Annotated in this window: 21 protein-coding genes and 1 pseudogene; 14 read left to right on the forward strand and 8 right to left on the reverse strand. The window is 64.1% G+C overall.

Going from position 1 to position 23,487, the window contains the following annotated elements; translation table 11 throughout:
• Positions 1-44 precede the first annotated feature (44 nt).
• The 3 genes from OS914_RS09565 to OS914_RS09575 all read right to left on the reverse strand — a co-directional run bounded on the left by OS914_RS09565 (position 45) and on the right by OS914_RS09575 (position 3,447).
• A complete protein-coding gene (locus tag OS914_RS09565) occupies positions 45-1,454 on the reverse strand; it encodes an aldehyde dehydrogenase family protein (protein ID WP_267545835.1) in 1,410 nt (469 codons plus the stop codon).
• 221 nt (positions 1,455-1,675) lie between these two features.
• Entirely contained in the window at positions 1,676-2,662 is a 987-nt protein-coding gene (locus OS914_RS09570; protein ID WP_267545836.1) for an AraC-like ligand-binding domain-containing protein, read from the reverse strand.
• Between the two features lie 140 nt (positions 2,663-2,802).
• Positions 2,803-3,447 (reverse strand): TetR/AcrR family transcriptional regulator, encoded by a 645-nt coding sequence (locus OS914_RS09575; RefSeq protein WP_267545837.1) that lies wholly within the window; start codon positions 3,445-3,447, stop codon positions 2,803-2,805.
• A 143-nt stretch (positions 3,448-3,590) separates the two neighbouring features.
• On the opposite strand from OS914_RS09575, the gene OS914_RS09580 reads away from it, so the two are divergent.
• Entirely contained in the window at positions 3,591-5,531 is a 1,941-nt protein-coding gene (locus OS914_RS09580; RefSeq protein ID WP_267545838.1) for a primary-amine oxidase, read from the forward strand.
• 115 nt (positions 5,532-5,646) lie between these two features.
• Positions 5,647-6,009, forward strand: a complete 363-nt coding sequence (locus OS914_RS09585) for a hypothetical protein (protein ID WP_267545839.1) — start codon at positions 5,647-5,649, stop codon at positions 6,007-6,009.
• Positions 6,010-6,546: 537 nt separating this feature from the next.
• Here the strand turns inward: OS914_RS09585 and OS914_RS09590 are convergent.
• Positions 6,547-6,888, reverse strand: a pseudogene (locus OS914_RS09590) (NAD(P)-dependent oxidoreductase); the annotation flags it as partial.
• A 5-nt stretch (positions 6,889-6,893) separates the two neighbouring features.
• Positions 6,894-7,262, reverse strand: a complete 369-nt coding sequence (locus OS914_RS09595; RefSeq protein WP_267545840.1) for a hypothetical protein — start codon at positions 7,260-7,262, stop codon at positions 6,894-6,896.
• A gap of 128 nt (positions 7,263-7,390) precedes the next feature.
• Between OS914_RS09595 and OS914_RS09600 the strand changes: the two genes are divergently transcribed.
• From OS914_RS09600 to hrpB, 10 genes are all read left to right on the forward strand, one after another.
• On the forward strand, positions 7,391-8,854 hold the full coding sequence (locus tag OS914_RS09600) for a four-carbon acid sugar kinase family protein (RefSeq protein WP_267545841.1): 1,464 nt from the start codon (positions 7,391-7,393) through the stop codon (positions 8,852-8,854).
• Between the two features lie 24 nt (positions 8,855-8,878).
• Entirely contained in the window at positions 8,879-9,796 is a 918-nt protein-coding gene (locus tag OS914_RS09605; RefSeq protein ID WP_267545842.1) for an NAD(P)-dependent oxidoreductase, read from the forward strand.
• Positions 9,797-9,871: 75 nt separating this feature from the next.
• Positions 9,872-10,561, forward strand: coding sequence for a GntR family transcriptional regulator (locus tag OS914_RS09610; RefSeq protein WP_267545843.1), 690 nt, complete (start codon positions 9,872-9,874; stop codon positions 10,559-10,561).
• 127 nt (positions 10,562-10,688) lie between these two features.
• On the forward strand, positions 10,689-11,711 hold the full coding sequence (locus OS914_RS09615) for a sugar phosphate isomerase/epimerase family protein (RefSeq protein ID WP_267545844.1): 1,023 nt from the start codon (positions 10,689-10,691) through the stop codon (positions 11,709-11,711).
• Positions 11,712-11,748: 37 nt separating this feature from the next.
• Complete coding sequence (locus OS914_RS09620; protein ID WP_267545845.1) at positions 11,749-13,479, forward strand: dihydroxyacetone kinase family protein; 1,731 nt, start codon at positions 11,749-11,751, stop codon at positions 13,477-13,479.
• A complete protein-coding gene (locus OS914_RS09625; protein WP_267545846.1) occupies positions 13,472-13,990 on the forward strand; it encodes a ribose-5-phosphate isomerase in 519 nt (172 codons plus the stop codon). Before OS914_RS09620 ends, OS914_RS09625 begins: the two co-directional genes overlap by 8 nt.
• Positions 13,987-14,937, forward strand: a complete 951-nt coding sequence (locus OS914_RS09630) for a 3-hydroxyacyl-CoA dehydrogenase family protein (protein WP_267545847.1) — start codon at positions 13,987-13,989, stop codon at positions 14,935-14,937. Before OS914_RS09625 ends, OS914_RS09630 begins: the two co-directional genes overlap by 4 nt.
• Before the next feature lie 73 nt (positions 14,938-15,010).
• Complete coding sequence (locus OS914_RS09635) at positions 15,011-15,778, forward strand: SDR family NAD(P)-dependent oxidoreductase (protein WP_267545848.1); 768 nt, start codon at positions 15,011-15,013, stop codon at positions 15,776-15,778.
• A 37-nt stretch (positions 15,779-15,815) separates the two neighbouring features.
• Positions 15,816-16,628 carry a triose-phosphate isomerase family protein gene (locus tag OS914_RS09640; RefSeq protein ID WP_267545849.1) on the forward strand — a complete coding sequence of 271 codons (813 nt, stop codon included), beginning with the start codon at positions 15,816-15,818 and terminating at the stop codon, positions 16,626-16,628.
• Between the two features lie 55 nt (positions 16,629-16,683).
• On the forward strand, positions 16,684-19,395 hold the full coding sequence (gene hrpB / locus OS914_RS09645) for an ATP-dependent helicase HrpB (protein ID WP_420713918.1): 2,712 nt from the start codon (positions 16,684-16,686) through the stop codon (positions 19,393-19,395).
• A gap of 36 nt (positions 19,396-19,431) precedes the next feature.
• Here hrpB and OS914_RS09650 read toward each other — a convergent pair whose 3' ends face one another.
• Both OS914_RS09650 and OS914_RS09655 read right to left on the reverse strand, forming a co-directional pair.
• A complete protein-coding gene (locus OS914_RS09650; RefSeq protein ID WP_267545850.1) occupies positions 19,432-20,364 on the reverse strand; it encodes an EamA family transporter in 933 nt (310 codons plus the stop codon).
• 217 nt (positions 20,365-20,581) lie between these two features.
• Complete coding sequence (locus tag OS914_RS09655; RefSeq protein ID WP_267545851.1) at positions 20,582-20,797, reverse strand: hypothetical protein; 216 nt, start codon at positions 20,795-20,797, stop codon at positions 20,582-20,584.
• A gap of 147 nt (positions 20,798-20,944) precedes the next feature.
• On the opposite strand from OS914_RS09655, the gene OS914_RS09660 reads away from it, so the two are divergent.
• Together OS914_RS09660 and OS914_RS09665 are read left to right on the forward strand one after the other, a co-directional pair.
• Positions 20,945-21,874, forward strand: a complete 930-nt coding sequence (locus OS914_RS09660; RefSeq protein WP_267545964.1) for a 5'-3' exonuclease — start codon at positions 20,945-20,947, stop codon at positions 21,872-21,874.
• A 627-nt stretch (positions 21,875-22,501) separates the two neighbouring features.
• Positions 22,502-22,834: a hypothetical protein gene (locus OS914_RS09665; protein WP_267545852.1), complete on the forward strand. Its 333-nt coding sequence runs from the start codon at positions 22,502-22,504 to the stop codon at positions 22,832-22,834.
• Positions 22,835-22,896: 62 nt separating this feature from the next.
• Here OS914_RS09665 and OS914_RS18210 read toward each other — a convergent pair whose 3' ends face one another.
• Positions 22,897-23,286 carry a DUF2695 domain-containing protein gene (locus OS914_RS18210; protein ID WP_420713919.1) on the reverse strand — a complete coding sequence of 130 codons (390 nt, stop codon included), beginning with the start codon at positions 23,284-23,286 and terminating at the stop codon, positions 22,897-22,899.
• Between the last annotated feature and the right edge of the window lie 201 nt (positions 23,287-23,487).

Below are 23,487 nucleotides of genomic sequence, written 5' to 3' on the forward strand. Positions count from 1 at the left end.
GACGTGACGACGGCCCCTCCTTGGGGATTGTCCCGCTGCAGACCTTAGCCGTTGATCACTTGCGGGACGCCGAGGGATTTCAGTCCCTCAACCCCGAATTCGAGCCCGTAGCCGGACTGCTTGGCCCCGCCGAACGGAATGCGGGGGTCCACGGCGCCGTGTTTGTTGACCCACACGGTGCCGGCCTGGATGCGCGCCGCTACACTGCGGGCCTTCGCCAAGTCGGATGACCAGACGGAGGCCCCGAGTCCGACGTCAAGGCCGTTGGCCATGGCCACCGCCTCGTCGACGGTGCTGTACCGGATGATGGGCAGAGCTGGCCCGAATTGTTCCTCGGCCACCAGCGGGTTGTTGTTGTCTATGTCGGCAACGAGTGTGGTTGGGTAGAAATAGCCGGGCTGCTCCAGGTCCGGGTTCCCGCCCAGCAGCACTCGTGCGCCAGAGTCTCTGGCAGCTTCCACTAGCCGGGAAACAATGTCGTATTGCTGCTTGTTCTGCAGCGGTCCGAGCACGTTCGCCTCGTCCAGCCCCACGCCCATCGGCACTGCGGCAGCGAATGCCGTGAGTGCTTCGCAGACCTCGTCATAGACGTCAGCGTGCACATAGAGGCGCTTCAGGGCCGCACAGGTCTGGCCGGTGTTGATGAACGCACCCCAGAACAAGTCTTCAGCGATGGCTTTCGGATCGGCGTCGGGGAGAACGATCCCGGCGTCGTTGCCGCCGAGTTCAAGGGTCAGGCGCTTGACGGTGTCTGCTGAGGATTTAATGATGGCCTTCCCCGTTGCCGTGGAACCGGTGAACATGATCTTGCCGACCCCGGGGTGTTCCGCCAGACGGGCGCCGACCTCCCTGTCGCCGCAGACCACCGAGAGCAGGCCCTCGGGAAGCTCCTGGTTCAGCACCTGGACCAGTGCGAGGACGCTAAGCGGGGTGTACTCGGACGGCTTGACGACCACGGCATTGCCCATGCGCAGGGCCGGGGCGATCTGCCAGACCGCGATCATCATGGGCCAGTTCCATGGTCCGATCGCGCCGACGACGCCGATGGGCCGGTAGTGGATTTCGGCATGCGTCTCGCCGTCGTCGACCACGGTCTCCGCGGTCAATTCAGTTGCGGCGGCGGCGCGCAGCCAGGCGGAGCAGGCGCCGACCTCGAAGCGGGCATTGGGTCCGTTGAGCGGCTTGCCCTGCTCGCGGGAGAGCAGCTTGGCGAGGTCTTCAGCGGAGCGCTCGACGGCGTCGGCAGCCTTGAGCAGCGCTTCGCTTCGCGCCTCATGGCCGAGAGCAGCCCACGCGGGCTGGGCAGCAGTGGCGGCAGCGACGGCACGCTCCAAGTCCTCGACATCGTGAACCGGTGCTTTGCCCACCGCTTCCCCCGTGGCGGGGTCCAGCAGGGTTCGGGTTTTTCCGGAGGTGGGTGTAATCGCCGTTAGCAGGTCAGTGTACGTTTGCATGAATTTTCCACTTCGAGTCGGTAAGCGCAAGGCCGGGCGGCCACTGCCGCGATACGTCAAGTCTTGTTGGTCACCCAGCTTTGTGTCTTGCCGATCTGCGAAGGGCTGTTGACCCACGGCGAACAAATATAGTTGCGAGCGTGTTGTCTTCGGAAGGAACAAAGCGGATTTTAGAGGCCAATTTATCGGCGGCGGCCGCGCTTCAGGCGGTGGCCACACCTTCAGGCTGCGGCACGGCCAGCGGGCCGTCGGTAGGCGCTGGGGGGCTCGCCGAAGGCGGATCGGAAGATGCGGCTGAAATGTGCCGCATCGACGAAGCCCCACCCTGCGGCAATGCCACTGACCGGGCGATGCGCCAGCATCGGGTCGCGCAGCTCGCGCCGGCAATTCTCCAGCCGCCGTGTGCGGATCCAGAGGGCCACAGTGGGTCCCGCCTCCTGGAAAACATTGTGCAGGTGCCGAGTGGAGATGAAATGCGCGGCGGCGATGCTGGCCGGGGACAGCTCCGGATCGGCCAGATTTGCCTCGATGAAACGGCGGATCCTCGCCAGAAGCTCGTCGTGCGGGCGCCCGTGCCCTTCCACTGCCTGGTCCAGCTCAGCCGCGAACATGGTGCTCAGCAGGTCCACCGCGTTGTGCGCCAGCCGCTGCCCGCTGGGCCCGGAGAGTATGTCCAGATTTTCCGCCAGCTGAGTCATGAAGGGGCTGATCATCCGCCCGAGCCCCTTGTTGGCGGCCATCCGCGTGGCCGTCAGTCGGTTGACTGAACCGGCCGGCAGGTCAAGGGCATCGTGGGGGAACATGAGCACCAGCGTGCGAAAGTCGGACTCGTAAGCCAATGTGTAGGGGCGGTGGGTGTCATACACAGCCAGGTCGCCGGGGTGGAGGACGGCTTCGCGGTTGTCCTGGACCAGGATACCGGTGCCGGCCAGCTGCAGGTTGAGCTTGAAATAGAGGCGGTCCGAGCGGGTAATGAGCGACGGGGTGCGGTGCACGCTGTGGCCAGAGGCCGTGACCTCGATGATGGACAGCTCGTCCAGGAGCCGGGAGCGCAGCCGGCCATGAAAATGGTCGGGGTCGCTGAAGCGGACATGCAGCGGCACGAAGGATTTGGAGATTAAGTCATTCCACTCGGAGAAGGAATGGGCGACGGCGGTTTGGACGGTTTCGGCCGTCTGGATGTCGGCGGTTTCGAGAGCGGCGGTCATTCGGAAATCCCCTAGTCGTGCGAGTGCCTGTGGGGCGGGACCATGCCGGCCGCCGGTGCCCAACACCGCGGCGGCATCTGACGGAACTGTGGCGGACAACACTTTTCCAATACTCTAGTGACTTGTGTGCCACTTGTCACTTATTTTCGACGATCGGCGAATAAAGATTGAGGGTCTGGTGTCTGTTGGACCGCCAATGGATCCAACAGCAGGAGGTAGGCGTCCAGCTGTGCGCTCAATTGGGCCGGCAGGTGTTCGTCCGGTGACATGGCGGCGACTATTTGGGCCCCCAGTAGCATGCTCATCAGTTGGTTGACGATGTCGTCGTCGTTTGTCGCCACGGTGACCTCGCCTCGATCCCGTGCCAGGCGTAGATGTTCCTCCAGCGCGGAGCGCCACTGGTTCATTGACGTTTCATGCAGTCTGGCCTTGGCAGGATCCGTCAGGGCTTTTTGCCAGAACGGGATGACGATGCGGGCTTCGTTGATGCGGTCCTCGTCCAGCGGCAGGACCTCCTGGCAAAACGCGCGCAGGGCAGCCAGCCCGACCAGGCCCGCCGACATGTCAGCAATGCGCTCATTCGTTCTGTTCAGCACGTGCCCGAACGCAAACGTGATGAGGTCGTCCTTGGTCGGGAAATATGGCTTCAGGGCCCCGTTGGCGAAGCCGGCCTCGGTGGCGATCTCACGCATGGTTGCGCTCTCGATCCCATGCCGGGCAATGATGCGCCATGTGGCATCCACCAGCTCCAGGCGGCGCTGGTCGTGGTTGACAATTTTTGGCACTCAAATTCTCCCTGACAGGCCGAAGCGGCGAACAATTGCGGGCTGACCCCTTGTGGTGCATCTTACGTGTGGGTATTCTCTACATTCATAGAATAAAACTTTTCGCGGCCTGTTTTTGACCGCCGAACTACAGAAGGGTAGCCATGACTGCCGCCACGGATGTCGAAGTCTCCGCCTATTCACTGATCGCCGCTGCCGAAATCACCGCAGTTCGAGCCATTCTGCTCACCGCCGGCCTGCTCGGAGACACGGTGCGATTTGCCTACCTGGGACTGTTAGATCCGCCGCGCGGACAGTCCGCCGCGGCTCCGGTTGACCGCCGGTACCGTGCGTTCCTGCACGACGTTGCCGGCGGCGCAACCAAGGACGTGGTGGTCTCGGTGACCCGGGGCGCCGTCGAATCCGCCGTCGAGCTTGACACCGCGGTGATGGGGGAACTTCCGGTCCTGGAAGAGGAATTCGAGGTGGTGGAGTCGATACTCTCGACCAACCCCGATTGGCTCAACGCGCTCGCGGCCCGGAACCTGGACGTTGCCAAGGTGCGCGTGGCGCCGCTGTCCGCAGGCGTCTTTGAATACCCGGAGGAAAAGGGCCGGCGCATCCTGCGCGGGCTCGCCTTTGTCCAGGACTTCCCGGAGGACAGCCCCTGGGCTCACCCCGTCGATGGGCTCGTCGCTTATGTCGACGTCGTCAGCAAGTCGGTCGACCAAGTCCTTGATTACGGCGTGGTTCCTGTTCCCGCGGAGCACGGCAACTACACCGACCCCGAGCTGACGGGCCCGATGCGGGAGACACAAAAACCGATCAGCATCACCCAGCCGGAAGGCCCCAGCTTCACCATCACCGGCGGCAACCACGTCGAATGGGAGAAATGGGGCCTGGACGTCGGCTTCGACGCCCGCGAAGGCGTCATCCTGCACAACCTTTCGTTTGCCGAAGGCGGCCGGAAACGCTCCATCATCAATCGCGCCTCCATCGCTGAAATGGTTGTCCCCTATGGCGACCCGTCTCCGGTCCGGTCGTGGCAAAACTACTTCGACACGGGTGAATACCTGGTCGGCCAGTACGCAAATTCCCTGGAGCTCGGGTGCGACTGCCTGGGCGAGATCACATACCTGAGCCCGGTGATCAGCGACGCCTTCGGCAACCCCCGCGAGATCCACAACGGGATCTGCATGCATGAAGAGGACTGGTCGATCCTGTCCAAGCACTCGGACCTGTGGACCGGGATCGACTACACCCGTCGCAACCGCCGGCTGGTGATCTCCTTCTTCACTACCATCGGCAACTATGACTACGGCTTCTACTGGTACCTCTACCTGGACGGAACCATCGAGTTCGAGGCCAAGGCTACCGGAATCGTCTTCACCAGCGCCTACCCCGGGAAGGGATACCCGTACGCTTCCGAGCTGGCGCCCGGGCTTGGCGCACCGTACCACCAGCACCTGTTCGGGGCCCGCCTGGACATGGCCGTAGATGGACTGGCGAATCGGGTGGAGGAGGAGGACGTGGTGCGCGTGCCCATGGGGGAGGGAAATGAGCGCGGCAACGCCTTCAGCCGCAAGCGCACGGTGCTGGCCACGGAGTCCCAGGCCGTCCGGGAGGCGGAGATGCGCAGCGGCCGGACGTGGGTGATATCCAACCCGACGTCGCTGAACCGGCTCGGGGACCCGGTGGCCTACAAGCTTCATCCCCAGGGCCAGCCCATGCTGTTGGCGGACCCGGAGTCCTCGGTGGCCAAGCGGGCGGCGTTTGCGACGAAGGATCTTTGGGTGACCCGGTTCGCGGAGGGTGAGCACTACCCGACTGGCGACTTCGTCAACCAGCACAGTGGTGGGGCCGGTCTGCCCGCCTACATCGCCGCAGACCGCGACATTGACGGCCAGGACATTGTTCTCTGGCACACGTTCGGTCTGACACATTTCCCGCGGGTGGAGGACTGGCCGATCATGCCCGTTGACTCCGTCGGCTTCAAACTGCGGCCGGAAGGGTTCTTTGACCGCAGCCCGGTGCTTGACGTGCCTGCCAGCGCCCATGTCCTCCATGAGAGCGGACCCGACGGTGCCGACCACTGCCGTTGCTGACACCCGTCCCGTAGTCGGGGGCTGCGTCCCAGGCAGGCTACACGTGCGCCTGTGCGCCGCCGCCGCGCTTGCCTCGGTCATCGCGCACCTGTGGATGGGCTGGGAGCATCGGTCTATGCCGTGGGAAAGCGGGCTGATGCTGCTCATGTCCGCCGTCTGCTTTCCCTGTGCAGTGGCCGTTTGGCGCAGCGCCCATGTCAGGGCCGTGCACCTCCTCTTCGCCATGGCCTTGATCATGGTCGCCGTGCACGCCGCCCTGCTTTTGGTGCCGGTCTCCATGGCCGGCCACCAGCACGGCACTATGGTTCCCATCGTCACGCGCATGACGGGTACGGCTTCCCACTCGGCCGCAATGTTGGGCGTCATCGCCCTTGAGCTGGGAGTGGCCATGCTGGCAGCGTGGACAATGCGGCGCGCACGATGGCGGCACCCACCACAGTCGGGTGCCGGCATCGTGCGCGGTAAAGATGCGCGGTAAAAAAATAAGGGGCTACCCGTGTGTCGAGTCTCCGGCAGAGGCGGGCAGTTGGTGGTCGAAGATGGTGGCGCCACCGTCCTGTTCCGTCTGGTGGTTGACTCTGACGATCCGGGACGGTCGAGCACGGTGATGAGGGATGCCGCGCCCAAACCGGGCGCAGGTCACCGGTCGAACCTGCGCGTCCGGTGGGCCCGCACTGCAGTTGGGCCTTCACCGCAGGGAGTCGCTTCGTCACCGTGCACTGAGACCCCTGTAAGCGTCTCCATGTTTATCGACACGCAGCTGCCGGTGTAGATGTTCGTGGATGGTGCCTTCCCTGATCCGCAACCGCTAGTCCCCGATTCTGACGCCGTCGTCAGTCGAAACGGTGGTCCCGATGGCCTGGACCAGCGCAGTGGCGATGGTTGGTGCGAAGGCACCGCCAAGTATGGCGCCGAGGGCATAGGAGGTCGCAACGCCGGAGAAGCGGATGTATGCCGGGAACAGTTCGCCGTGGTCGACCAAGGCGCCTCTGGCTATATTGACTAAGTAGGCGCCCCGCTGCATCGCGGCGAAGAAGTCCGGGGCTAGCATGCCGCGCGTCTGATCGGTCAGCGCAGCGGTGGCGACGACGAAGTCGGACCTGCGGGCGAGTTCAAGCAGCGGATAACCGTTGATACCGTGCTGCTGGGCCCGGGTGGCAACGCGCTTACTGGTGATGACAGTGACACTTAAAAGCTGCAGATACTGGGCAAGCTGAGTCCCCCCACCTCCGAAGCCAATAATGCCAACAGTCCTTCTCTCCAGACCGATCCCTCGGAGCTTGCCGCGTCCGGTGACCCATGGACCGGATATGGTCACCCGATGATTTTCGATGAGCCGGTGCGCCACGGCGAGCACGAGTGTCAATCCGGCGAGGGCACGAGGGTTACGGGCGGCGGCGGCCTTGTCGTTACGATGACGCCTTCGGCGGCAAGCCCGACGGGATCAGTGCCGTCGTAACCGGCACCGGACCTCGCCACATGCGTTAGGCGCGGAGTCCGGCGCACGAGCTCGGCATCGAAGGTCATATGGCCAAACGAGAGCACGGCGTCGAGCCCATCGAACATGCTGGGGGCCGGAGAGCCGACCGGTCCCTCCGGAATGAGCCGCCAAGTGGCGAACATTGCTCGCCAGCCGAACGCCGGCATCAGGACCGTAAGTACAGGCGGGGCGACGGCCGAGCCCCATTTGGACCCGCTGTCCCAGATCCCCCAACGCTTAGGTCCTTCCACTTCTAGAGCTAGGTGCAAAAAAATTTGCGGTGCGCGAGCCCGGCCACTTGCAGTCGCCGCAGCCGAACCGCAACATAAGATGTTTGGCAGATGTGGCATAGGTGGTCGTCAGGACGAAGGGGATAATCGTGATACAAGAAGCGGACCTATTGGCGCAGTACCCCCCGGAGGTTGCCGTTCCGGCCGCTGTGGTGGCGGCGGCCCAGCGCGACGCAGGGAGGGTGCTGGTTGTGTTGGACGATGACCCTACCGGCACCCAGTCTGTCTCCAACCTCCCGGTGCTGACCAGCTGGGATATCGAGGACTTTCGATGGGCGTTCAACTTCCGCCTCGACAACGCCGACAACGGCGACGACGGCGCGGCCGCCGCGGTCTACGTACTGACGAATACGCGCAGTCTGGATCCGGAGAAGGCAGCGGCGCGTAATCGTGAAGTGGTCACCAACGCCCTCGCGGCAGCCCAAGAAACCGGCACAATAGTCGCGTTCGTCAGCCGCAGCGATTCCACCTTGCGCGGGCATTATCCGCTGGAACCGGACGTGATAGCGGCGACCCTTTTGCATGAAACCGGACAGCGTATCGACGGCGTAGTGATTGTGCCGGCATTTCCCGACGCCGGACGGGTCACCATTGGTGGTCAGCACTACATGCGGGGCGGATCCGGCGGCTTGATTCCTGTCGCCGAGACGGAGTTTGCCCGGGACGCTAGCTTCGGATTCAACCACTCCGAGCTGGCCAGATACGTCGAGGAAAAATCGCACGGTCGGTTCCGGGCCAAGGACGTTGTCGTCCTGGACTTGAACATCGTTCGCGGCGGTACGGAAGGAATTGCGGAGGCGCTGTCCACAGCGGCGGATTCCACCCCGATCGTGGTGGACTGCGTGAGTGAAAATGATTTGCGCGCCCTTGCTTTGGGACTGACGGCTTCAGAAGCGCGCGGCAAGAAGTTGCTGTACCGCGTGGGACCTCCTTTTGTCCGCGCCCGGATCGGTCGGGAAGAGCGCCTTCCGCTCACCAATGACGAAGCTTATGCGGGAAGCACCCCTACGCCCGGCGGCGGATTGATCATTGTTGGTTCCCATGTGGGTGTTACTACACGGCAGCTAAAGGTGCTGCAGGACCATCATGCGCTGGCCCGGATTGTGGAAATCCAGGTCGAATTACTGCTCGATGCAGAACGGGCCGCCGCACACATTTCTGACATCGTTGCAACAGTGACCCAGGCGCTGGCGGAAGCCGACGTCGTCGTCCACACCAGCCGCGTGGTGGTCATTGCCGAGGATTCAGCCCAAAGCCTGCAGATCGCGCGGACGGTCTCTGCCGCTGTCGTCGAGGTTGTCAACCGGACCCTAAAAATCCGGCCGCCGCGGTTCGTGATAGCCAAGGGCGGCATTACATCCTCCGACGTTGCTGCGCACGGGCTGGAAATCAGGCACGCGATAGTGCGGGGTCCGATGCTTGACGGCATCGTCTCGCTTTGGGAACCGGTGGACGGTCCGGCCAAAGGCATTCCGTATGTGATATTCGCCGGCAACGTCGGTGACGATTCATCGCTGCTGGACGTGGTCCGCAAACTCAGCAGTAAAATTTGATTCCGTCCCGACAGGAGCCATGGCATGCCCGTAATAAACAACACCCCCTCCGGTTACACGGTCGCCGTCCTGGGACTTGGGGCCATGGGCCTACCCATGGCTGTCCGGCTGTCCAGCGAACTCACCGTCCATGGGTTCGATATCTCCCCGGTCCGGCTGGCTCTGGCGGCCGCGGCGGGGGTAGCGCGCTTCGAATCCGCACGGGCGGCGGCCAGTGGCGCAGATGCCGTACTGCTGGCCGTGCGAAATGCCGACGAGCTCAACGACGTACTCTTCAGTGCGGACGGAATCGCAGAGGTGCTGGTTCCCAGCTCTGTCGTAATCCTCACGAGCACCGTGGGGATGGATGCCATTCCGGCAGCGGTAGCGCGCCTGGCTGAGCATGGCATCTCTTTGGTGGATGCGCCGTTGTCCGGCGGACCTGTCCGGGCCGGGACGGGAGATCTGCTGATTGTAGTGGGGGCCGAGCCGGCGGCACTGGAGCAAGCGCGTCCAGTGCTGCGGCTGCTCGCCTCGACATTGACCGTCGTGGGGGACCGACCCGGCGACGGGCAGGCACTGAAGACAGTCAATCAGCTGCTCTGCGGAGTGCACATTGCCGCTGCGGCGGAAGCCCTTGCGCTCGCAACGGCGCTTGGATTGGACGGTGCACGAACTCTGGCAGCGCTTGAAGCGGGCGCCGCCGGTTCGTTCATGCTCTCCAACCGCGGCCCCCGCATGCTCGAGGCTTATGCGGAAGAGGGCACTGAGGTGCTCAGCCGGCTGGATATTTTTGTCAAAGACATGGGAATCGTCGGCAAGGCGGCGCGGGCCGCCGGCCTGCCGACTCCGGTTGCGGCTGCCGCGGAGCAGCTCTATCTCCTGGGCCAGGGGCAGGGACTTGGTGCCGCAGATGATTCCGCGGTGATTAGGGTGGTCGCGCCGTCGAAATCTGCGCGCTGAGAACAGGCCGCGGGCAGAGACCTTGCCCCCGAGCGTCGGGCGGCAACCGGACGGACTGACCTATAGGATATATTCATGACTGTGCGAATTGATAGACCGAGCACTGTGAACCGCCAAGTACTCGCAGACCATGTTTATCAAGAAGTCCTGGCCTCCCTTATGGACGGGCGGCTGGTGGCCGGGGCGGGAATCAGCATCGACGGCTTGGCGAGGGATCTGGATGTCTCTCCGACTCCTGTCCGGGAGGCCTTGGCCCGGCTTGAGGCCACTGGAATGGTGCGTCGGGTGGCTTTGAAGGGGTACAGCGTTGCTCCGCTGTTCAGCGGGGAGGACCTGGCGCAGCTGATGGATGCCCGACTTGTCATTGAACCCGTTCTTGCCTCCCGGGCCTGCGAACGCAGAACCCCGGCCCTGAACCAGGCGTTGGGGCAGGCCATTACGGATTTGCGTACGGCACCACGGGGCGTCTCCTTCGCGGAATTCCGCGACTATTGGGAAGCGGATGAACGATTTCATCGGTTGATCGCTGAAAACAACGGCAACCAGTTCATCCTGTCCGCCTACAATTCGCTGGGCGGCCAAATCCAGCGGTTTCGGTTCTTCAGCGGGCTGGGCGTGACCGACGCCGACTGTGCAATCGAAGAGCATACGGCAATCTTCGACGCGTTTATGGCTGGAGACCCTAAGCGGGCCCAGCGCGCCATGGTTGCCCATATCTCCGGCGTCAAGCAGCGGGCGGCCAAGGACGTCGCGGAACACGCTTAGACTTCGCGGGGCGGACCCTCGGCGACCTTCCGGTGCTCACCGTCGGCGTCTGACAATATGTGACTCTTGACACCTCCGCCGCGGTGGTGAATCCTATAGGAAAGAGGATTCTACTTAGGGAGAACTGATGTCGACCGAGCTCACCCCGTATACAGCCGAAAACTGGCCCATTTCCGCCGCGCTTCTGCAGTTTCCCGGCACCGATCCGCAGGGGCGCAATGTCAACGACGCGGACCCGGAGGTCTGGCAGGCCGCCTTTGCAGAGGTTGCAGACGCCGGCTTCGCCAATACGGATTTGACGGACAGTTGGGTCCGGCCCGGGGATTTGTCCGCGGACCGCCTGGCTGAGCTTAAGCTGGCCGCGGATAACGCGGGCACCGGCATTCCCGTTATCTCGGCTATCCGGCGCAGCGTTATCGATGCCAAAAACTGGGAAGACAATCTCGCCTACAGCCACCGCACCCTCGACGCGGCCGCCCGGTTGGGTTGCGGGGTTGTCTCCTTCGGACTTCATCAGGCGCTGACGGCCGAGCAACGCAAGCAGTTATGGTTTTGGACAGTCGAAGGGCACAAGGACCCCATCGGCGACAAGGAAGTTTGGACCGCAGCGGTTTCGCGGCTCAAGGAGTTGGGCAGGCATGCAGCTGAGGTGGGTGTGCTGATGTCCCTGGAACTGTATGAGGACACTTACCTTGGCAGCGCCGATTCGGCAGTGAATCTGGTTCAGGACATAGACCTCAGCAATGTCGGGCTTAATCCGGACATTGGCAACCTGATCCGTCTGCACCGCCCCATTGAGGCCTGGCAGTACGTGGTTGCCAAGACCCTCCCGTACGCCAACTATTGGCACGTCAAGAACTACGCGCGGGACGAGGACGTGGCGCGCGGCTACTACGTTGCGGTACCAGCACCCATGGAGAGCGGATTGATCAACTACCGGGAGGCTTTCAGGACGGCCATTTCCGTTGGTTTCCAAGGCATCATCTGCACCGAGCACTACGGCGGAGACGGACTGAGCGTATCGGCCAGCAATCAGGACTATCTGCGGTCCAAGGTTCTGCCGAAGACCGCTGATTACGTCCTGGGGACCAGTCTCGTAGACCAGCGGCGGCCGGCGGCGTCCGGAGCGACGCTGCCGGGATCCAACTAAGCCCTCCATTCACCCGACTGGATTCAATGAGGAATTAATGACTTCAATATTTGACAATCCCGCCACCTTCGCGGAAGAAGCCTTGGACGGCTTCGTCGCCGCCAACCGGCAGTACGTCGCAAGGGTCGACGGCGGCGTCGTCCGGTCCACCGAAATGTCCTCGGGACAGGTAGCGCTCGTCATCGGCGGCGGATCGGGTCACTACCCGGCATTTGCAGGCTTGGTGGGCCCGGGTCTGGCCGCGGGGTCAGCATGTGGGAACCTGTTTGCCTCACCTGCGGCCGGCCAGATTTACCGGGTCGTTAAGGCAGCGGATATGGGCGGGGGAGTACTCCTGTCGTATGGAAACTACGCCGGTGACGTGCTGCACTTTGGTCAGGCACAACAAAGGCTCAACAGTGAAGGCATCGAAACCCGGACCGTCCTCGTCACCGACGATATCGCCAGCGCACCCATCGACCAACTTCAGAATCGTCGAGGCATTGCGGGGGACCTGACCGTCTTCAAGGTCGCCGGCGCCGCTGCCGAAGCGGGGCTGAGCCTGGACGACGTCGAACGGCTGGCAATCAAAACCAACTACCGTACACGTTCCCTCGGTGTTGCCTTCGACGGATGCACGCTTCCGGGCGCCGACGAACCGCTCTTCCACGTACCCAAGGGGCGGATGTCGCTGGGCCTGGGAATCCACGGCGAACCGGGGATTTCTGACCATGAGATGCCGACGGCGTCTGAGCTGGCCGAGCTGTTGGTGGGGCGGCTATTGCAGGACCAGCCCGACGACGCCGGCTTGCGCGTGGTGCCGATCCTGAACGGTCTGGGCACGGTCAAATACGAGGAGCTTTTTCTGCTGTTCGGCAAGATTGAGACGTTGCTTGTGGCCGCCGGTCTTCAGATCGTGGAGCCTGAATGCGGCGAGCTGGTGACGAGCCTGGACATGTCGGGGCTCTCCCTGACGCTGCTCTGGCTCGACGACGAACTGGCAAGGCATTGGTCCGCTCCCGCCGATACCCCCGCCTACCGGAAGGGGAATCTGACTCCACGTGCGCCCCGGGACACCACGGTGCTTATCGAGGCCACTGAGGAAGTAGAACGGGGAACCGAGGCGGCCATCCGCCTCGGAGAATACGCCACGTCGGCCCTGGACGCGGTCGCCGCGGTCATCGCCAAACACGAAACGTTCCTGGGAAAACTGGATGCCATCGCCGGCGATGGAGACCATGGGATCGGGATGCTGCGGGGTGCCGACGCGGCGTCGGCGGCAGCCGGGGAAGCCCGAGGTACCGGGGTGCGGAATGTACTGCTCACGGCGGGGGAGGCCTGGAGCGAAAAGGCCGGGGGCACTTCCGGTGCTCTCTGGGGAGCTGCGTTGACTGCCGCAGGGAACTCACTGGGCAACAGGGACACCTATAGCGACCTAGACGCGTCGGATTGCGTTAACGCGTTCGTTGAGGCTGTTATCGAGTTGGGGAAAGCCGACCCGGGCGACAAGACCATGGTGGATGCGCTCCTGCCGTACGCGGACACCTTCACCCAAGAGCGAAGCGGCGGAGCAACGCTGTCCGAGGCCCTCACAACTGCTGCCGAGGCTGCGAAACGAGCGGCCGACGGCACCGCCGCGCTGAGCCCAAAAAAGGGACGGGCCCGGCCGCTGGCTGAGAAAAGCATCGGACACCCGGATCCTGGTGCGATCTCCTTCGGCCTCATCGCCGAGGGCATCGCCAACGCTCTGGAACCATTGCTGAATAAAAGAGGAGCATCGGATGAGTGACGAGCAGAAAACAGGATGGCGTATTGTCATCGGAAACGATTCGGCGGGTGTCGAATACAAAACGGCACTGAGGGAACTGCTGGCCGCCGATGATCGGGTCGCTTCCGTCGAGGACGTCGGCGTGGGCGCAAACGACGAAACGGCGTATCCCCACCTTGCCGTAGAAGCGGCACGCAAGATCGCCTCCGGCGAGGCCGATCGCGCGCTGCTGATCTGCGGTACCGGACTGGGGGTGGCCATCTCGGCCAATAAGGTTCCGGGAATTCGAGCAGTCACCGCTCACGACAGCTACTCCGTGGAACGCTCGGTGCTCAGCAATAACGCTCAGGTGCTGACCATGGGCCAGCGTGTGATCGGACTCGAACTGGCCAAGCGTCTCGTCTCCGAGTGGCTGGGATATCGATTCGATCCCGCATCGTCCTCCGCAGCAAAGGTGGACGCGATCAGCTCCTACGAGCCGGATCTGGCTGCTGGGAAGTCGCCGGCAGCATCGGGAAAGGAGTCGAGATGAGCAGGAACATTGCAGTCATCGGATCCGGCTACATGGGCGGCGGCATTGCCCAGGTGCTGGCCCTTGCCGGTGCCCGGGTGGCCTTAGCGGACGTCAGCGCCGAGGTGGCGGAGAAAAACTACCGCCGGCTCATTGCCGAATCGCGGGATTTTGTCCGGGACGGCCTGTTCCCGGCCGGTGCCACCCAAACGCTGGAAAAGAACCTGTGGGCCGCGGCGAGCCTGGCAGAAGCCGTGGCGAATGCGGAATTTATCGAAGAGGCTGTTCCGGAGGTTCTGGACGTCAAGCGGGACACGCTGGCCAAAATCAGCGCCGCCGCCCGCCCGGATGCCATCATCGGCTCCAACACGTCCACCATTTCCATCGGGGACATGGCCGCTTCCGTCACGAACTCCGGCCGCTTTCTGGGCGTGCATTTTTCCAACCCGTCGCCCTTTATCCCGGGGGTGGAGATCATCCCGCACGAAGGTACGGACCCGGCGACGGTGAGCGCCGCCCGCGCACTGGTGCACGAATCCGGCAAGTCCACCGCCGTGGTCAAGGACGTCACGGGATTCGTCTTGAACCGATTGCAGTATGCCCTGTTCCACGAAGCTACGCAGCTGGTCGAGGACGGCACCGCCACTGCAGAGGACATCGATACCCTGGTGCGCACCACCTTTGGGTTCCGGCTGCCGTTCTTTGGCCCGTTTGCCATCGCTGATATGGCCGGATTGGACGTCTACGATTTCTGCTACAAGTCGCTGCAGACCGGATTCCCGGAGCGCTTCGCCACCCCGACGATCCTCAGCGATCTGGTGTCCGCAGGAAAGCTCGGCATCAAAACCGGATCCGGCTTCCTCGACGTCCCCGCTGAGCGGATCCCCGCGCTTATTGCATACCGTAACAAAGCCTATGTCCTGATGCAGAAACTCATCGAAGACCTCGGCCCGGCCCCCATCACGTGATGCGCTCCAGCCCCCGCTGTGCACAGGCGCGTAATCATCCGGCATTACCCGAACACACCAAGAAGGAATTACCATGAGCGAATTTCCCGCCGAACGCACCGTCATTGTTACCGGAGCCGTTTCCCCCCGCGGCATAGGACGGGCCACTGTCAATTATTTGGCCGAGCAGGGTTGGAACATCGGCGTCATCGATCTCGATGACACCGCCTGCAAGGAATTGGCCCGCGAACTGAGTGAGAAGTACCCGATCAAGGCCGCCGGCGTCGGGGCCAACGTAGGGGACGAGTCGTCCGTGCGTGCCGCCATCGACCAGTTGGAAGCAGCCCTGCCGCAGATCGTTGCTCTGGCCAACGTGGCCGGCGTCAGCTCGCCGGTGCCGTACCTAGACCTGGACGCCGCCGAATGGGACCGCGTGCTGAACATTAACCTCAACGGTGTCCACTACGCCACACGGCGCGTGGCCGAAAGTATGGTCAAGAACGGCATCGGGCGGATTGTGAACATTTCTTCCGTTTCGGCCCAGCGCGGCGGGGGCACCTTCAGCAAAACTCCCTACTCGGTGGCCAAGGCCGGCGTGATCGGGCTGACGCGCTCCGTGGCCCGCGAGCTTGGCCCGTTCGACGTCACCGTGAACGCCATCTCGCCCGGTCCCATTGACACGGACATCATGGGCGGCACCTTGACTGACGAACGCAAGGACGAGATGGTCAAGGATCTGGTGGTGAACCGGGTGGGAACCACCCGTGACATCGCCGCCGCCATTGCCTTCCTGATCAGCGAAGACACCGGCTACATTACCGGGCAGACGCTTAACGTCGACGGCGGACTCTATATGCATTAGGAGCAACTATGGTGACGCGGCAACCTTAGGAAACCTGATGACAATCCACCAGACCATCGAAAACGCGTTGCCGGCCACCTGCATCGGCGTTAGTACGAAGATGTATCTGGGCTATGGCGCGAGCCTTCGGTGGCTCGAGCAGATCCAAGGAGTTGTTGCCGACCGTCCGGGAATCTATCCCGGCGGACCTGTTCGGGTCGTTGTGATTCCTTCCTATCCCGTGCTGGAAAGCGCCCGCAGAATATTTGTTGACGGGCCAGTCCTGCTCGGGGCGCAGAACTGCAGCTGGGGGGAAGGCGCATTGACGGGGGAAGTTTCCGCAGCCATGTTATCCGAGCTGGGCGTGAGCGTCGTTGAGATCGGCCACGCCGAACGCCGCTCGCTCTTTGGCGAAAGTGACGCCGTCGTCGCCTTAAAAACAAAAGCGGCCTTGGCGGCTGGACTGGAACCTTTGTTGTGCGTGGGTGAAGACGTCCGGATGGCTCCTGAAGATGCTGCCGGTCATTGCCTGGCGCAGGTAATGTCGGCCATTGGCTCAGGCGGTCGGCAGGAAAAGCACCTCGGCCGTCTCCTGCTGGCCTATGAACCGGTGTGGGCTATCGGGGCGCCCGCTCCGGCTCCGGCGGAGTATGTCAACTGTGTGGCAGACACGCTGCGGCGGATGCTGGCTGAGCGGAGCGAGGAAATTCCCGGCATCATTTATGGCGGCAGCGCCGGACCAGGGCTCTTGCCTGAACTTGAGTCTTTAGACGGATTGTTCCTCGGCAGGTTCGCGCACGACCCGGAAAACTTCGGCATAGTTCTCGATGAAGCACTGGGTGGACAGCGTCCCGCAGCGGGGGCCCGGTAAACCGCGAGCCACTAAGCTTCGCGAACGGCCCGGAAATTGCGGGCACAATGGAGGCGTGACTTCCCCGCTGGCTCCGCGTTCCGCAGCCAATTCCCGTGTGCCCTTTGCTATGGACACCATCGGTTCAGGGCTGGTGTTCGCGGCGGCGTTGGGGGAGCTGGCCGGGGCATTGGCCGCGGGCCGGATAGCAGTGGTGCAGGCACCTCCCGGCACGGGTAAGACCACGCTGGTTCCGCCGCTGCTGGCCAACATCGCCGCCGCACGGGAAGATACCCCGCGGGACAACGCCGCGCGAAACAGCAGACCTCGGCCGCGGGTCGTAGTGACCCAGCCCCGCCGGGTCGCCGCCCGTTCCGCGGCCCGACGCCTCGCGGCCCTCGACGGCAGTGCGGTGGGGGACCGTGTGGGGTACACCGTGCGTGGGGAACGCCAGGTGGGGCCGGCCACCCTGATCGAGTTCGTCACTCCGGGAATACTCTTGGGTCGCCTGCTCGCGGATCCCGGGCTGGAATCCACCTGCGCGGTGATCCTTGACGAGGTTCATGAGCGGGGCCTGGAGACGGACCTGCTGGTCGGCATGCTGGCCGAGGTACGCCAACTCCGGGAGGACCTCACACTCGTAGCCATGTCGGCCACCTTGGATACGCCGCGCTTTGCCGCCCTGCTCGCAGCGGACGACGGCGGCGCGCCGGCGCCGGTGGTCGGCTGTCCGTCAGCGCTCTACCCCTTGGCGGTGCGCTGGGCGCCCCCTGCTGGCGCCCGGCTGGATGAACGCGGAGTAACGCGTCTCTTCCTGGAGCATGTGGCGGATACGGCCTCGGCGGAGCACACCGAAGCACTGACCATGAACGCCGAGACCGACGCTTTGGTGTTCCTCCCGGGTGCGTGGGAGGTGTCCTATGTCGCTGCCCGAATCAGGGACCGCCTTCGTAGCCGGCCCGGTGCCGGCATTGAGGTACTGGAACTGCACGGCCGGATAGCCCCTGCGGCGCAGGACCGCGCTGTCTCCGGGCGGGAGCCCGGCGGTCCCGCAAGGATCATCGTCTCCACCGCGCTCGCCGAATCGTCGCTGACGGTTCCGGGCGTCCGACTGATTATCGATGCGGGGCTCTCCCGTGAACTCCGGCGCGACTCCACCCGCGGCATGTCCGGCCTGGTGACTGTCTCCTGCTCCCAAGCGTCCGCGGAACAGCGTGCCGGACGAGCCGCCCGGCAGGGACCAGGGAGGGTGATTCGCTGCTACGGGCAGCAGACATTTGCGGCGGCGCCGGCGCACCAAACCCCTCAGATTGCGGTGGCAGACCTGACCGGTGCCGCGCTCGTCCTGGCATGCTGGGGCGCCCCCGGTGGCCGGGGCCTGGCGCTGCCGGATACCGCACCCCAGGGGGCCATGGACCAGGCCGTTGAGGTACTGCGTGAACTTGGCGCGGTGGAAGCGGGCGGCCTGGCCTCGGATCTGGGTAGGACGTTGGCCACTATCCCTGCCGATCCAAGGCTCGCCCGGGCGCTGCTGGCTGGTGCCGCCGTCGTCGGACGACGCACCGCAGCGGAGGTGGTCGCTCTGGTGTCCGGGGACCAGCGCGCTTCCGATGCCGACCTCACGCGGCAGCTGAGCGCACTGCGGTCGGGCAGGGAACCAGCGGCCGGTCGTTGGGCAGAGGATGTCCGCCGCATGGAGGCGATCGTCCGCCGGGAGCGGCCCCGGTTCGCAGCCGCCGCACCCGTCACCCCGGGGACCGCTGCGCCGGTGCTTGGCGCCACGGTGACTGGCGCGGAAGCCGTGGGGTTCGTCGTCGCCCTGGCGTTCCCGGACCGCGTGGCGCGCCGCGTCCCCGGCGCTGGACCGCAGCGCTATCTTTTGTCCTCCGGGACGCAGGCGGGTCTGCCGGCCGGCAGCCCGCTGTCCGGGCACGAATGGCTGGCCGTTGCCGAGGTGTCGCGTTCGCAGGGGCGTGACGCGGCCGGCACCGGCGCGCTCATCCGATCCGCGGCGCCGCTGAGCGCCGATGCGGCGCAGTCCGCCGCCCGGCATTTGCTCAGTGATACGGCGCAGGCACAGTTTGGCCACGGCAAGGTCACCGCGCGGCGCGAACGCCGGCTGGGGGCGATACTGGTCTCGTCCACGCCGGTTCGCCCGTCGGCGGCGGAGGGCCGCGTGGCAGTGGCCGGCGCACTGGAGAAGGAAGGGCTCGAGATGATCGGCTGGTCGCCGGCAGCGGAGGTTTTGCGCCGCCGTCTGGCATTGCTGCACCGGGAATTGGGGGCGCCCTGGCCGGATGTTTCCGGGCCGGCTTTGCTGGCCCACCTGGACCGGTGGCTGGCGCCGGAGCTTGAGGCCTTGGCCGGCGGGGCTGCCACGAGCACTATAAGCTTGGCCGCACCGTTGCGGCGGCTGCTGCCGTGGCCGGACGCCGCCCGGCTTGATGAGCTGACGCCGGAACGGCTCGCGGTGCCCAGCGGTTCGCGGGTGCGGATCGACTATCCGGACGTGGCGGACGACGGCGGCCGGCCGGTGGTGGCGGTCAAGCTGCAGGAATGCTTCGGCTGGGCGCAGACGCCCCGGCTGGTGGATGGACGGGTGCCGTTGCTGTTCCACCTGCTCTCTCCGGCAGGTCGGCAGCTGGCCGTCACCGACGATTTAGCTTCCTTTTGGTCGGGCCCCTATGCACAGGTCCGGGCGCAGATGCGGAGTCGATACCCGAAGCATCCCTGGCCGGAAGACCCGTGGACGGCCCGGCCGACGGCACGGACCAAGGGCCGGGGGTGACCGGCCCATGATGGCGCGCACCAAAAGGCAATGACGCTACGCGCCCGGGCCTGGGACGATGGCCAGGGATTCTCCGGCCGCCGGCTTGGAGCCTTTTGCATTGCCGCGGGCCGGATGCCCCCTCGGTCCGTCGGCCTGCACGGTGACGCCGATTCCCGCGACGATGACCAGTAGGATCCCGACGAGGGCGCTGACGCGCGGGATCTGTCCTAGGACGCTCAGCCCGATGGTGAGGGCGATGGCCGGCTCCAGACTCATCAGGATTCCGAAGGCGGATGCCGGCAGCCGGCGAAGGGCGAGCAGTTCCAGGCTGAACGGGATCACGGGGAGCAGGAGGGCCAGTCCGGCACCGACGAGCAGCAGCTGCCAGCTGAGGTGGCTGAAGACGGAGGGGCCCGCGGTGATTGTCGAGACAACCGCGGCAACCGGCATGGAAATACCCAGTGCCTGCAGGCCGGCCACCGCGTCACCGGCCCTCTGCGTCAGCACAATATAGGCGGCCCAACAGGTGGCGGCGCCGAGCGCGAAGAGAACGCCTAACGAATCGGTACCTCCCTGCCACGGTTCGGTAAGGGCCGGCACGCCTGTCGCGGCGACAAGTGCCCACCAGCGTGCCGTCCCGCGTCCCCGCGTGACCGCAACGCCGAGGGGTCCAAGAAACTCCAACGCACTGGTGGTCCCAAGCGGCAGCCGGACCACGGCGGCCATGAACAGCATGGTCATTCCGGCCGTCGCAATTCCGAGCAGTACGCAGGTGCGCAGCGTGGCGGGGCTGAACGACGTCCGCCAAGGACGGGACACTGCGAGGATTATGACGGCGGCCCACACCAGACGCAGCCAGGCCACGCCCTCGGGCCCGAGTTGATCTGCCAAACTAATCGACGCGGCGAGACCCAACTGCACGCAGCACATGGCGGCTACCGCCATCGCGGTGCCGGCGCGGACGCCGTCGAACTTGTTGCTGGACATGCACTAAGTAGACCCGGACGCGTCCCTTCCTGTCCATGTGATGATGCCTGACAACCTGTTCGGGAACCGTGCACTGGGACAGTTGCCCGGCGTGCCGCAAAACTTCAGGCACTCTGAACAGCCAGTGGGCGTGTAGAGGCCTGAAGTTTTGCGGCACCGAAATCGACGCGGGAACTATAGACAGGAAGCCCCGCGCCGCGACACCGCTAGCCGGCGCCTATTTCTTCTCCTCCAGTCGCAGGGCAATCCCGAGGGCGAAAAACGTCGGTGCCCAGTGCCCCACGAAGATCCCCCATCTGTCGGACTGCGCCTTGGAGTGAGATGGCTTGGCCCGGCTCACCAGCCACGACGTCAGGGACAGCGCGATAGAGGCGAATCCACCCACGTAGGCATAGTCGCTCTTGATGCCGGCATCGTGAAGCATTTCAATCATTGGATTAGCCTTTCGAAGTATCAGAAACGTAAGCGTACTTAGCCTGACACAGTCGCTGCCAGATTTGAAGGGGCGGTGACGCTGGATGCGGTTTACGTGGCGCGATTGAGGGCCTTTCACCCGCAGCAGTGTGCCATGATCGGTGGTGTGACCGGACGATTGATGCTTCTCGACACCGCTTCGCTGTATTACCGTGCCTTCCATGGGCTGCCGGACACCATTCGGGCCCCGGACGGGTCGCCGGTCAACGCCATTCGAGGGCTGCTCGATATGGTTGCGCGGCTGCTGACGGATTTCGAGCCGACCGAACTGGTTGCCTGTTGGGATGATAATTGGCGCCCGCACTGGCGGGTGGCGCTTGTACCCGGGTACAAGGCGCACCGCGTTGCCACAATGACTTCCGGTGCCAATGACGTGGAGCAGACTCCGGAACTCCTTGTCCCACAAATCCCGATCATCCGAGAGGTTCTCGGAGCCCTCGGCATACCGATCATTGGAGCGCAGGACTACGAGGCCGACGACGTCATCGGCACCTTGGCGACGCGGGCCCGGCTTCCGGTCGACATTGTCACCGGCGACCGCGACTTGTTCCAGCTGGTAGACGACACGTCCGGCGTCCGGATCATTTATACCGCCCGCGGGATGAGCAAGCTCGAGCTTATTACCGATGCCGTCGTCGTGTCGAAGTATGGAGTTGTCCCGGGCCAGTATGCGGACTTCGCGGTCCTGCGCGGGGACCCGTCCGACGGACTTCCCGGCGTTCCAGGCGTAGGGGAGAAGACAGCTGCCGCGCTGCTGGCGGAGTTCGGCACTCTCGGAAGGATCACCGAAGCCGCCCAGGATCCGACAACCCCGCTGTCAGCCTCGGTGCGATCGAAAATCATCGCGTCCTCAGCGTATCTGCAGGTGGCGCCGCGGGTCGTCGCAGTCGCCCGGGATCTGGACCTCGGTGCGGTAGATGCACGCATCCACACAGTGGATGACGTCCGCCGTCAGGAGCTCGAATTGCTCTCGGAGAAGTGGGGCCTGCGGGGGTCACTCGAGCGCGCTGTCCGTGCAGTCGGTTCGGTGGACTGAGCCGCGGCCTTACGCTGATCAGGCAGTGGCCGTGGCAGCGGCAGGGCGGTCGGACGAGACGACGGCGTGGGTCGGGTTACAATCTAGGTCGCCACCCTCATGGTGACCTTCCGGCAGATAAACACGTTGCTCTGCTCTGACATCCCGCCGACTCTCCACACCGGAATTTGTTCCATTTCCTTACATGGGCCGGGCAGCGCTGATTGAAAGCCGTTAGCTCGACGCTGCCAATGCGGTGTAGGCCCACCGCTTTGTAGGTGCGGCATGTGCGAGCCCGGGATTGAACGCATAATCGAAAATGCGCCGATACAAGCCATAGTTTCCGCAGGCACTGGTCCGGTTGATCGGTGAACGCTGCCTCGAACGTTCAGGACGGCTGACGGTGGCCATCGACGGACCGCCGGCCGGTGATCCGAGGGCGTTGGCGAATCGGACCGCGCTGTGGTTACAAGAGAACGGACGGCCTTAGGCCGTGGTGGATCTAGAAGACTTCCAGCTGCCTGCCTCCCGGCGGTTCGAGACTGGCCGTGAGGATCCGGACAGCTACGCGTGGCGCTGGTTCGACTACGTCGCACTCGGTCGGGAGGTGCTGGCCCCGTTGATTCCCGATGCGCTGACTCCTTCCTCGTGGCTGCCACGCTTGTACGATGGCCGCGCTTGTACGATGCGCGAACAGATCGGGCAGTCCGTGGAGCGCGGGAAAAGGCACGGCCCGGGCTGGTTTTGCTGGTTTCCGGGCCGATGCTGCTGGGACGCAGGCTGGACTTCGACCTCACCGTGCAATTGAGCATGGATGAGCCGGTACTCAAGCGCAGAACACCAGCATCCCTGCAGTTCACGGTGCCTGCCGTGCTGGAGCATCAGGACGAACTTTTAGAGGTCCCGGACCTTCGGGTCCGCTATAACCATCCAGAGCGTCCGGCCGTGGCTGTTGGGCAGCGATCCTCCGAAAGCCCGTAAACTGCGCAATCATTTAGCTCTCGTCCGCTGGCGCACCCTCGCCCGGTAACCGTGACTTCGCATTACCTTCGTATTCGCAACCACAGTTGGCACGGCTGGACCGACCCCTGCCGGACTCCCCGGCAGGGCTGGCTGGGCTGATCAACGATCTCCCCGTACTGATCGGGCTCAAAATGCTCCGGGTTCGGCTCATACGCATTGAGAAAAATCTCACAGTCGCAGAATGCTCCCATGCGGCCAAGGTTTCGAACCAGCGCCGTGGACCTCGGAGCCGTTTGATCCCGATACAGCGTCACCCAGCGCAGGCCGAGGCAGCCAAAGTTCAGCATCCTCTGTACGTAGCAGGCCAGGCATTCACCCAGGCCGGGCATGGTCAATAACGTGGACCTCTCAGGCAGCTGGTTCTCAAGTTTGGCAACCGTAGACTGCTGCCCATCGCGTGATTCTTCCATGGTGTCCGTCCCTTTCCTCAGCAAAATCCCTAAGGAAAAGACTGCCGCCCGCCGCGTCCTACGGAACGCGGGATCAACGAAATGTGGACAACCGAGGCCCAGACGATGGCACTGGAGGAGACGCTTTCCCACCAAGGACCCTTTCGTCAGGCGAAATAGCGGCGTAGAGTTCACCCAGCTGGGGACTCGCCGTTTCAACGA

Origin of the sequence: Arthrobacter endolithicus (assembly GCF_026627425.1) — a bacterium.
Taxonomy (GTDB): domain Bacteria; phylum Actinomycetota; class Actinomycetes; order Actinomycetales; family Micrococcaceae; genus Arthrobacter_M.

Bases quoted from the DNA above. Each gene is read 5' to 3' on its own strand.
- OS914_RS09565 (WP_267545835.1), bottom strand. From the start codon at position 1,454: ATGCAAACGTACACTGACCTGCTAACGGCGATTACACCCACCTCCGGA.
- OS914_RS09570 (WP_267545836.1), bottom strand. From the start codon at position 2,662: ATGACCGCCGCTCTCGAAACCGCCGACATCCAGACGGCCGAAACCGTC.
- OS914_RS09580 (WP_267545838.1), top strand. From the start codon at position 3,591: ATGACTGCCGCCACGGATGTCGAAGTCTCCGCCTATTCACTGATCGCC.
- OS914_RS09585 (WP_267545839.1), top strand. From the start codon at position 5,647: ATGCCGTGGGAAAGCGGGCTGATGCTGCTCATGTCCGCCGTCTGCTTT.
- OS914_RS09605 (WP_267545842.1), top strand. From the start codon at position 8,879: ATGCCCGTAATAAACAACACCCCCTCCGGTTACACGGTCGCCGTCCTG.
- OS914_RS09610 (WP_267545843.1), top strand. From the start codon at position 9,872: ATGACTGTGCGAATTGATAGACCGAGCACTGTGAACCGCCAAGTACTC.
- OS914_RS09615 (WP_267545844.1), top strand. From the start codon at position 10,689: ATGTCGACCGAGCTCACCCCGTATACAGCCGAAAACTGGCCCATTTCC.
- OS914_RS09620 (WP_267545845.1), top strand. From the start codon at position 11,749: ATGACTTCAATATTTGACAATCCCGCCACCTTCGCGGAAGAAGCCTTG.
- OS914_RS09625 (WP_267545846.1), top strand. From the start codon at position 13,472: ATGAGTGACGAGCAGAAAACAGGATGGCGTATTGTCATCGGAAACGAT.
- OS914_RS09630 (WP_267545847.1), top strand. From the start codon at position 13,987: ATGAGCAGGAACATTGCAGTCATCGGATCCGGCTACATGGGCGGCGGC.
- OS914_RS09635 (WP_267545848.1), top strand. From the start codon at position 15,011: ATGAGCGAATTTCCCGCCGAACGCACCGTCATTGTTACCGGAGCCGTT.
- OS914_RS09640 (WP_267545849.1), top strand. From the start codon at position 15,816: ATGACAATCCACCAGACCATCGAAAACGCGTTGCCGGCCACCTGCATC.
- OS914_RS09650 (WP_267545850.1), bottom strand. From the start codon at position 20,364: ATGTCCAGCAACAAGTTCGACGGCGTCCGCGCCGGCACCGCGATGGCG.
- OS914_RS09655 (WP_267545851.1), bottom strand. From the start codon at position 20,797: ATGATTGAAATGCTTCACGATGCCGGCATCAAGAGCGACTATGCCTAC.
- OS914_RS18210 (WP_420713919.1), bottom strand. From the start codon at position 23,286: ATGGAAGAATCACGCGATGGGCAGCAGTCTACGGTTGCCAAACTTGAG.